The sequence below is a fragment of the Streptomyces sp. M41 genome (genome assembly GCF_043673425.1).
Classification (GTDB): domain Bacteria; phylum Actinomycetota; class Actinomycetes; order Streptomycetales; family Streptomycetaceae; genus Streptomyces.
In genome coordinates, this window is sequence record NZ_JBIMKE010000005.1 from 362270 (window position 1) to 372448 (window position 10179).

Sequence of the window (10179 nt, forward strand, 5' to 3'; positions counted from 1 at the left end):
AACAACATGGCAAGCATCCGTACTGCCCGCGTCATCGCCGCCGTCTCCGCCCTCCCGCTGGCCGCCGCCCTCTTCGCCGGCGTCGCAGCGGCGGACAACGGCGCCATCGCGGACGACGGATCCAGCGCGGCCGTCACGAACGCCGCCCAGGGCCTCGTCGGCAGCGGGGTCGGCGGTGACAACTTCGGCAACTCGTCCACGACCCAGCAGCAGGCGTCCGGCTCGGGCGCCTCCAACCAGAGCAACACCGCCCAGGTCAACGGCTCCGCGTTCACGGCCGTCAATCAGGGCAACGACAACACGGCGGTCAACTTCACGCCGCTCTGGTGGTGAGCTGAGGGGGTCGGTGCCCCGTGCTCAGCACCGGCCCCCTCGGGAACTGAGTGGGTGTGCGTTTGGGGTGTAGCGCGTCTGTGCGGCGGTACTTCGGTGCCGCCGCACAGGCGTTTTTCGGGGTTCGGCGCGGTGTGCTCCGCGGGTTCGGCCCAGTGTGCTCCACGGGGTCGGTCCGATGGAGTGGGAGGCCGCCCGGTGGGTCCGGCATGCCCTGGCGGCCTTGACAGCGCCTGTTACCTGACGGACAGTCAGAAACCTTCAGGAGGCGCCGGCCTCGGCCTTCGTGCCCATGTCTTCGGCAGGGTCGCGATGCGCTGAGGGCCACGAGGTCCATGGACGAAGGGGCGACGGTGAGTTACGAGCCGGTGGTGAGCCGTGAAGTGGAGACGGGCGACGAGTTCGGCGAGCGCCTGAAGGTCTACGAGGGCCGGTCGGCCGCCGTCGCCAGGCCGGGCAGGGACCCGGTCAACGCCCCCATGATCCGGCACTGGTGCGAGGCGATGGGCGACACCAACCCGGCGTACGAGGGGCCGGACGCCATCGCGCCCCCCGCCATGCTCCAGGCGTGGACCATGGCGGGCCTGTCCGGTCTCTACGGCCCCTCCGGGCAGACGGGACGGGCGCACGCGTACGAGGAACTGCTCACCCTGCTCGACGAGGCCGGTTACACCTCGGTGGTCGCCACCGACTGCGAGCAGGAGTATCTACGGCCCCTGCGGCCCGGGGACGAGATCACTTTCGACTCGGTGATCGAGACGGTGTCGCAGCGGAAGACGACGAAGCTCGGCACGGGCTATTTCGTCACGACCCGCATGGACGTCCGCGTCGGTCCGCACACGGCGGGCACCCACCGCTTCCGCATCCTCAAGTACGCGCCCGCGTCCGCATCCATACGTAAAGCACCCGTACGTGATGCAGAAGCCCCCATCCGCCAGGCCGCCCGGTCAGGCCCGCGGCAGAAGCCTCTCCGTCCCCGCTTCCGCCCCCGCCCCGTCGTGAACCAAGACAACGCAGGCTTCTGGGAAGGCGTCCGGCGTCACCGCCTGCTCATCCAGCGCTGCACCGGTTGCGTCACCCTGCGTCACCCCTGGCTGCCCGGCTGCAACGCCTGCGGCGGCCTGGACTGGGACACGGTCGAGGCGAGCGGCGAGGGGTCGGTCCACTCGTACGTGGTGATGCACCACCCGCCCTTCCCGGCCTTCGACCCGCCGTACGCGGTCGCACTGATCGAGCTGGCGGAAGGCGTGCGGATGATCAGCAACGTGGTCGGCGTGCCGTACGACAAGGTGCGGATCGGCATGCCGGTGCGGCTCGAATTCCGGGCGTACGACGATGAGTTGGTGCTGCCGGTCTTCCATGCGCGGGAGGAGGTCGCGTGAACGCCGGTGAGGAGCTGCCCCCTTCGGAGGTCCCGATCACCCGCACCCTGATCGTCGCCGGAGCCATCGCCTCGCGCGACTACCAGGACGTGCATCATGACGCGGAGCTGGCCCGCGCCAAAGGATCCCCGGACATCTTCATGAACATCCTGACGACCAACGGCCTCGTCGGCCGCTACATCACCGACCACTTCGGGCCGACGGCCGTACTGCGCAGGATGGCCATACGGCTCGGCGCGCCCAACTACCCGGGGGACACGATGGTGTTGACGGGCACGATCGAAGAGGTCGACGGCGACACGGCGACGGTCCGAGTGGTCGGCGTGAACGAGATCGGCCGACATGTGACCGGCACGGTGACGGTGACCGTGCCGTCGAACAACGCGGCAACCACGCCGTCGAACACGCCCTCGGCAGGCCCGGCATGAGTGTGCGTCGACGGGACGCCCTGGCCGGCCGGGCGGCGATAGTCGGTGTCGGGGCCACCGAGTTCTCCAAGGAGTCGGGGCGCAGCGAGCTCCGGCTGGCCGTGGAGGCGGTCCGGGCCGCGCTGGACGACGCAGGGCTGACGCCGGGCGATGTGGACGGGCTGGTGACCTTCACGATGGACACCAGCCCGGAGATCACCGTGGCCCAGGCGTGCGGCATGGGTGAGCTGTCCTTCTTCTCCCGCGTCCACTACGGCGGCGGCGCGGCCTGTGCGACCGTCCAGCAGGCGGCGCTCGCCGTGGCGACGGGCGTCGCGGAGGTGGTGGTCTGCTACCGGGCGTTCAACGAACGGTCGGGGCGGCGCTTCGGCTCGGGGGTGCAGCACCGGGAGCCGTCGGCGGAGGGGGTGGCGCTCGGCTGGTCGCTGCCGTTCGGGCTGCTCACACCGGCCTCCTGGGTCGCGATGGCAGCCCAGCGCTATCTGCACACCCATGGGTTGACGCCGGAGGTGTTCGGGCAGGTGGCGGTGACCGGCCGCAGGTACGCGGCGACCAACCCGGCCGCGTACTTCCACGGCAGACCCATCACCCTCGCCGACCACGCGGCCTCCCGGTGGATCGTGGAGCCGCTGCGGCTGCTGGACTGCTGTCAGGAGACGGACGGCGGCCAGGCGCTCGTCGTCACGTCCGTCGAGCGGGCCCGTGCCCTGCCGCGCAGGCCGGCGGTCATAGCGGCGGCGGCCCAGGGCGCCGGGCGCGGGCAGGAGCAGATGACGAGCTTCTACCGGGACGACCTCACCGGCCTGCCGGAGATGGGCGTGGTGGCGCGGCAACTGTGGCGAACGGCGGGGCTCGGGCCCGAGGAGATCGACGTGGGGATCCTGTACGACCACTTCACGCCGTTCGTGCTGATGCAGCTGGAGGAGTTCGGGTTCTGTGGAAAGGGGGAGGCGGGGGACTTCGTGGCCGAGGAGCGGTTGCCGATCAACACACACGGGGGGCAGCTGGGGGAGGCGTATCTGCATGGGATGAACGGCATCGCCGAGGCGGTGAGGCAGGTACGGGGTACGTCCGTGAACCAGATACCGGGCGCGGAGCGGGTACTGGTGACGGCGGGCACGGGCGTGCCGACGTCGGGTCTGATCCTTGCCGGCGGGGGTTGAGCGCGGCCTCCCCCCAGGGGTGATCCCGCAGTCGGTGTCCCCCGCTCGTCCACCTTCAGGAGGTGGAGGGGGCCCCGGCCCTACAACCTGAGGCGGACGCAGCTTCGGCACCTGGGGCCGATCCGCCGAAGCAGGGGTCGCTCATAGCGTGGGAGCCATGACCACACCCGTCTGCACCAGCGCTTCCGACGCCGCGACGCGGTCCCTTCCGAGCGCGACGTATCCCTCCTTCTCGTCGTACGTGCGGGCCCGTCAGCCGGTGCTGCTGCGTACCGCACGGTCGCTGACGGCGAACCCGAGCGACGCAGAGGACCTGTTGCAGACGGCGCTGACCAAGACATACGTCGCCTGGGAGCGGATACAGGACCATCGCGCGCTCGACGGCTATGTGCGCAGGGCGCTGCTGAACACGCGGACCTCGCAGTGGCGCAAGCGCAAGGTCGACGAGTTCGCCTGCGACGAGCTGCCCGAGCCGGATCCAGTGTCCGGCCACGGCGACGACCCGGCGGAGCGGCAGGCGCTGCACGACGCCATGTGGCGCGCGATCATGCGGCTGCCGGCGCGGCAGCGGGCGATGGTCGTGCTGCGCTACTACGAGGACCTCAGTGAGGTTCAGACAGCGGAGGTGCTCGGCGTCTCGGTCGGCACGGTGAAGTCGGCGGTGTCCAGGGCGCTCGGCAAGCTGCGCGAGGATCCGGAGCTGGGCCTGGTCCGGTAGGCACGGCCCGGCACAGCGAGCGTGAGCCCTCCCCCACCCCTGTCGGCGCCCCTCCCCTCACCCCCACCGCGCCCCCTCACCTCTACCGTCAGAGCCCTGTGAACGCAACGTGACATGATCGATCGCCCGGCCCTAGTGACATACCGCGCGGTATGCGCGCAGAATCTGCGCAACCCTTACTACCGCGTAGGCAATGTCGCCCCGGGAGGACGCCGTGCTGAGCACCATGCAGGACGTACCGCTGCTGATCTCGAGAATCCTGACCCACGGGTCGACGATCCACGGCACATCACAGATCACCACCTGGACCGGCGAGGCCGAGCCGCATCGCCGTTCCTTCGCCGAGGTCGGTGCCCGAGCGGCACAGCTGGCGCACGCCCTGCGCGAGGACCTGGGCGTCACCGGTGACGAGCGGGTCGCGACCCTGATGTGGAACAACGCCGAGCACGTCGAGGCGTACTTCGCGATCCCCTCCATGGGCGCGATCCTGCACACCCTCAACCTCCGCCTCCCGCCCGAGCAGCTGGCGTGGATCGTCAACCACGCCGCCGACCGGGTCGTCATCGCCAACGGCTCGCTCCTCCCCCTGCTCGCCCCGCTGCTCCCGCACCTCAAGACCGTGGAGCACGTGGTGGTGTCGGGTCCGGGTGACCGTTCCCTCCTCGCGGACGCCTCGGTCCAGGTGCACGAGTACGAGGACCTGATCGCCGGCAAGCCGACGGCGTACGACTGGCCGGAGCTGGACGAGCGGCAGGCCGCCTCGATGTGCTACACCTCCGGCACCACGGGCGACCCGAAGGGCGTCGTCTACTCCCACCGTTCGATCTATCTGCACTCCATGCAGGTGAACATGACGCAGTCGATGGGTCTGACGGACCAGGACACCTCGCTCGTCGTGGTCCCGCAGTTCCACGTCAACGCGTGGGGCCTGCCGCACGCCACCTTCATGACCGGCGTCAACATGCTGATGCCGGACCGCTTCCTGCAGCCCGCGCCCCTCGCCGAGATGATCGAGGGCGAGAAGCCGACCCACGCCGCCGCCGTGCCCACCATCTGGCAGGGCCTGCTCGCCGAGCTCACCGCCAAGCCCCGGGACGTCTCCACCCTCGGCCAGGTCACGATCGGCGGTTCCGCCTGCCCGCCCTCGCTGATGGAGGCGTTCGACGCACTGGGCATGCGGGTCTGCCACGCCTGGGGCATGACGGAGACCTCCCCGCTCGGCACGATCGCCCGTCCCCCGGCCCACGCGGTCGGCACGGAGGCGGAGTTCGGGTACCGGCTGACCCAGGGCCGTTTCCCGGCGAGCGTCGAGGCCCGCCTCACCGGCCCCGGCGGCGAGCGCATCCCGTGGGACGGCGAGTCCGCGGGCGAGCTGGAGGTGCGCGGCCCCTGGATCGCGGGCGCCTACTACAACGGCCCCGACGCCGAACCGCTGCGCCCTGCCGACAAGTTCAGCGAGGACGGCTGGCTGAAGACCGGCGACGTCGGCACCATCTCCCGCGACGGCTTCCTCACCCTCACCGACCGCGCCAAGGACGTCATCAAGTCCGGCGGCGAGTGGATCTCCTCGGTCGAGCTGGAGAACGCCCTGATGTCCCACCCGGACGTCGCCGAGGCCGCCGTGGTCGCCGTCCCCGACGACAAGTGGGGTGAGCGCCCGCTGGCGACGGTCGTCCTCAAGGAGGGCGCCACCGCCGACTTCGAGTCCCTGCGCGCCTTCCTCGCCGACGAGGGCAAGATCGCCAAGTGGCAGCTCCCGGAGCGCTGGACGGTCATCGAGGCGGTGCCGAAGACGAGTGTCGGCAAGTTCGACAAGAAGGTGCTGCGCAGGCAGTACGCCGAGGGCGCCCTGGACGTCACACAGCTCTGACACGCACCGCGGCGGTCGGCGGCCGGGACGGGTGACAGCCCCCGTCCCGGCCGCTGTACGCGTGCTACGGCACCCTCGTCACCCCTCACCGCCACGGTCCTCGTTCTCACCGCCACGGTCCTCGTCCTCACCGCACCCCCTCCCTCGTTGTCACCTGGTCACCCCCCACCCCGACACCAGCCACACCCCGGCCACCGCGCAGACCCCGCCCCACCCCCAGTGCCCGAAGGCGAAGCCCGCGAGGGCCGAGGCGGTGGCGCCGCCCGCGAAACCGGCGACGACATAGGCGCTGTTGGCGGTCGCGGGGGAGGGCGTGGTGGTCAGGGCCAGGGTCTGGTTGGCGACATGGGAGGCGACGAGGGCGGCGTGGATGGCGACGGCGGCCACGAAGAGGGCGACCATGACCCGCCCGCCCAGCCAGAACAGCGGCACGGACACGACGGCGAGCAGATACGCGGACCGTACGACCCGGGCGGCGCCGAAGCGGTCGACCAGTCCGCCCGCGAGCGGGGCCACGAGGCTCGCGGAGAGTCCGAAGAGGCCGAAGAGCCCGGCGGTGGCGGTCGAGAGGGCGTAGGGCTGCGCGGTCAGCAGCAGGGTCAGCGTGGTCCACAGGGCGCTCCAGGCGCCGTACATGCCGGCCTGCCGTATGCAGGCGCGCCACAGGTCGGGGGAGCGGCGTACCAGACCCGGCATCGAGGTCAGGCCCGTGAAGAGGCCGCCGGTCCGGCGAGGGCGTTCGGCCGGCAGGACGGCGGCGGTCAGCAGCCCGAGCACCGCGGTGAGGACGGCCGCTCCGGCGAACACCCACCGCCAGCCGAAAGCCTGCCCGGCCAGACCGCCGAGGACACGGGCCGCGACGATGCCGGCGAAGAGCCCGGCGATGACGGTGGCGACATGGCGGGCGCGGCGTTCGGCGGGCGCGCGTTCGGCGACGAGCGGGACCAGGAGCTGGGGGACGACGGTCGCGGCGGAGGCGACGAGGATGGCTGCCGCGAGCGCGGTGGTTCCGGACGCCGCGGCGCCCAGGGCCAGGGCCGCCGTGGTGGCCAGTGACAGCACGGCCACCAGCGGACGCCGGCTGACCCGGTCGCCGAGCGGCGCGAAGAAGAGCAGGCCGGCGGCGTATCCGAACTGCGCGATCGAGGCGATCCAGGCCACCGTCGAGGGCGCGGTACCGAAGTCCTGGGCGATAACGGAGAGCAGCGGGGCGGCGAGATAGATGTTGGCGGCCGTGACCGCGGAGCACAGGGCGATGAGGGGGAGGAAGAAGCGGGACACGGCGGCAGGGTCGGTCGACCGACGAGCGGGCGCGACCTGCTGGGTGGTGTTCGCTGACGACATGGGAGGAGTGACCCCTTCGAGTCCGCTCTAATAACCAACTAGTTGGTTGAATGATGGCGTCGAACAGTCTGCGTCGACCGTCCCTCCCAGTCAACCAAATAGTTGGTTACTTGCCCGCTACCCTGAACCCATGGGAGTGAGAGACCCCGAGGCCACCAAGGCCCGGATCTTCGACGCGGCCGTCGCCGAGTTCGCCCGGTACGGCATCGCGGGCGCCCGCGTCGACCGCATCGCGGCCGAGGCGAAAGCCAACAAGCAGCTGATCTACGCCTACTACGGCAACAAGGCGGAGCTGTTCTCCCAGGTGCTCGGCCGGTGCATGGTCGATCTCGCGGCGGCGGTCCCCGTCGACATCGACGACATCGACGGCTGGCTGGACCGGTTGATGGACTACCACGGCGCCCACCCGGAGCTGCTGCGCCTCCTCTACTGGGAGGGCATCCAGTACGGCAGCGCCGAACTCCCCGACGAGGCCGAGCGTCAGGCCCACTACGCCCACAAGGTCGCCGCGGTCCGCGACGGCCAGGAGCGCGGTGTCGTCACCGACGCGATCCCGGCCCAGGACCTGCTGTTCCTGCTGGTCGCGATGGCCAACTGGGTCACCGTCGTACCGCAGATGAGCCGCATCCTGGTGGGCGACGCGGACGACGACCGCGAACGCCTGCGCGCCTCGGTCAAGGAGGCGGCACGCAGGCTCGTCGCGCGCTGAAGGCGTACGCCGGGCAGGTCAGTTGGTGCCGATCCGCGACAGCAGGTCCACGATCCTCGACTGCACCTCACCGCTGGTGGACCGCTCGGCGAGGAACAGCACCGTCTCGCCCGACGCCAGCCGGGGCAGGTCGGCCTGGTCGACGGCGGCCGTGTAGACGACGAGCGGGGTGCGGTTGAGCTGCCCGTTCGCGCGCAGCCAGTCCACGATCCCGGCCCGGCGCCGGTGCACCTGCATCAGGTCCATCACGACCAGGTTCGGCCGGAAGTCGCCCGCCAGTGTCACGGCGTCGGCATCGCTCGCGGCCCGTGCCACCTGCATCCCGCGCCGCTCCAGGGTCGCGGTCAGCGCCAGCGCGATCTCCGCGTGCTCCTCGATGAGCAGGACACGCGGCGGGTGCTGCTCGCTGTCCCGCGGGGCCAGCGCCTTCAGCAGTACGGCCGGATCGGCGCCGTACGCCGCCTCCCGCGAGGCCTGCCCGAGCCCCGCCGTCACCATCACCGGCACCTCCGCCGCGACGGCGGCCTGCCGCAGCGACTGGAGCGCGGTCCGGGTGATCGGCCCGGTCAGCGGGTCGACGAACAGGGCGGCCGGGAACGCCGCGATCTGCGCGTCGACCTCCTCGCGCGAATGCACGATGACGGGCCGGTAGCCGCGGTCGCTGAGCGCCTGTTGGGTCGTCACATCCGGCGCCGGCCACACCAGCAGCCGTCGCGGGTTGTCCAGCGGCTCCGGCGGCAGTTCGTCGTCCATCGGCTGCGGACGCGGAGTGTCGGCGACCTCGACGGCCCCGCCCGGCCCGTCCAGCGGCTCGGGCCCCTCGGCGGCGTTCTCGTCCGGTGCGCCTATGGCGTACGACCGTCCGGCGCCCTCGGTCAGCGGCGACAGCCGCGACTGCCCGGCCTGCGAGGTCTGCGTGGTCTGGGAGGTCTGGGAGGTCTGTGAGGAGACAGGGGAGGCCGGGGGCTGGCCGCCGAGTGACGGCTGCGGCGGCGCCGCGGGAACCTGCTGTGCGGTCACGGGCTGCGCGGCTACGGGCTGTACGGCCCCCGGCTGTACACCCCCCGGCTGTGCGGCGGCCGACTGCTCCGCCGACGGATGCGGTCGCGCCGCCTGCTCCCCCGCGGCACCCGTACGCGTGGCGGGGTCGGGCGGCGTACCCAGCTTGCGGCGCCGTCCGCCGCCACCGCCCTGATGCGGGGGCGGGGTGGCCGTCGACTGCGCGGGCTGCTGCACCTGCGCCGCCTGCCGCGTGAACGGCACCCCCTGCCCCAGGGTCCGCACACTGATCGCCCGGCCCTGTGTCGAGTTCGGGTCGACGGGCGCGACGGGCGCCCCCGCCTCGGCCGGAAGCGGCTGCGCAGCACGCTGCCGCCCCGCCGCCTCGTCCGGCAGGGGAGTGCCCGGCACCGGAGTGCCGGACGCGGCCTGTGCCTGTGCGGACGGTGCCTGTGTTGCGGACCCTGCCTGCGGTGCCTGCTGTGCGGTGCTCGGCTGCGGAGGTACGGGGGTGGCGGCGCCGTTCGCCGCTACGGCGATGCCGGCCCCGGCCGTGCCGTCCGCAGCGGGCCACGGCTGCGGGGCGGGGACACCCTGGGCCGGAGTGCCCTGCGCGGGGACACCCTGACCAGGGGTCGCCTCGGCGGGCAGCGGACCGCCGGGCACCGGCTGCGCCGACGGGGACTGACCGGGCACGGCCACGGGAACGCCCTGCCCCTGGTCGCCCGGGGCTTGTCCGCCCTGAGCCGGTACGCCCTGGGCCGGTACTCCCTGGGCAGGCGTCCCGGCTGCTTCCGCCGGCTGTGCCACGGCCCGTCGGCGGCGCCCGGTCGGCGCGCTGGTCGGATGCGGCTGCGGCGGGGTGTGGTCATGGGCCTGGTCGTGCGGCACGGCATCGTGCCGACCCTCGTCGAGGAGCACGTCACCGGGAGCACCCGGCGCCGGCACCGGAGCCTGAGCCGGAACCTGTCCCGGGACCTGCCCCTGCGCGGGGACGGGCCCCTGCCCCGGAACGGGAAGGGGAACGGGAACAGCAACCGGAGCCTGACCAGGCACCGGCCCCGGAGCCTGCCCCGGCACCATTGCCGTAGCCGCGACCGGACCCGCGGCCGCAGCCGGACCCGCACTCGCAGCCGGACCCGCGACCGGGGCCGTTCCGGCGCCGCCCGGTGCCTCCGGCGCACCGGCGACGGCGCGGTCCGCCGCGGCGGGCGGCAGCGCGAAGACCTTGCG

Annotated in this window: 8 protein-coding genes and 1 pseudogene; 7 read left to right on the forward strand and 2 right to left on the reverse strand. The window is 72.2% G+C overall.

Annotation, left to right across the window (positions count from 1 at the left end; genetic code table 11):
* Positions 1 to 6: 6 nt before the first annotated feature.
* The 6 genes from ACHBTE_RS10130 (at position 7) to ACHBTE_RS10155 (ending at position 5894) form a co-directional block, all read left to right on the forward strand.
* Positions 7 to 333, forward strand: coding sequence for a hypothetical protein (locus ACHBTE_RS10130; RefSeq protein ID WP_394723257.1), 327 nt, complete (start codon positions 7 to 9; stop codon positions 331 to 333).
* Positions 334 to 686: 353 nt separating this feature from the next.
* Positions 687 to 1715, forward strand: a complete 1029-nt coding sequence (locus ACHBTE_RS10135; RefSeq protein WP_394723258.1) for a bifunctional MaoC family dehydratase N-terminal/OB-fold nucleic acid binding domain-containing protein — start codon at positions 687 to 689, stop codon at positions 1713 to 1715.
* A complete protein-coding gene (locus ACHBTE_RS10140; protein WP_394723260.1) occupies positions 1712 to 2143 on the forward strand; it encodes a MaoC family dehydratase in 432 nt (143 codons plus the stop codon). Before ACHBTE_RS10135 ends, ACHBTE_RS10140 begins: the two co-directional genes overlap by 4 nt.
* Positions 2140 to 3306, forward strand: a complete 1167-nt coding sequence (locus ACHBTE_RS10145) for a lipid-transfer protein (RefSeq protein WP_394723262.1) — start codon at positions 2140 to 2142, stop codon at positions 3304 to 3306. Before ACHBTE_RS10140 ends, ACHBTE_RS10145 begins: the two co-directional genes overlap by 4 nt.
* A 157-nt stretch (positions 3307 to 3463) precedes the next feature.
* Entirely contained in the window at positions 3464 to 4024 is a 561-nt protein-coding gene (locus tag ACHBTE_RS10150) for a SigE family RNA polymerase sigma factor (RefSeq protein WP_394723263.1), read from the forward strand.
* A 193-nt stretch (positions 4025 to 4217) separates the two neighbouring features.
* Positions 4218 to 5894, forward strand: a complete 1677-nt coding sequence (locus ACHBTE_RS10155; RefSeq protein ID WP_394723264.1) for a long-chain fatty acid--CoA ligase — start codon at positions 4218 to 4220, stop codon at positions 5892 to 5894.
* A 150-nt stretch (positions 5895 to 6044) separates the two neighbouring features.
* Here ACHBTE_RS10155 and ACHBTE_RS10160 read toward each other — a convergent pair whose 3' ends face one another.
* Positions 6045 to 7238, reverse strand: a complete 1194-nt coding sequence (locus tag ACHBTE_RS10160; RefSeq protein WP_394723265.1) for an MFS transporter — start codon at positions 7236 to 7238, stop codon at positions 6045 to 6047.
* A gap of 130 nt (positions 7239 to 7368) precedes the next feature.
* Here ACHBTE_RS10160 and ACHBTE_RS10165 point away from each other — a divergent pair, with 130 nt between their 5' ends.
* Positions 7369 to 7947 (forward strand): TetR family transcriptional regulator, encoded by a 579-nt coding sequence (locus ACHBTE_RS10165; RefSeq protein ID WP_394723266.1) that lies wholly within the window; start codon positions 7369 to 7371, stop codon positions 7945 to 7947.
* 18 nt (positions 7948 to 7965) lie between these two features.
* On the opposite strand, the pseudogene ACHBTE_RS10170 reads toward ACHBTE_RS10165, so the two are convergent.
* Positions 7966 to 10179, reverse strand: a pseudogene (locus ACHBTE_RS10170) (nickel transporter); the annotation flags it as partial.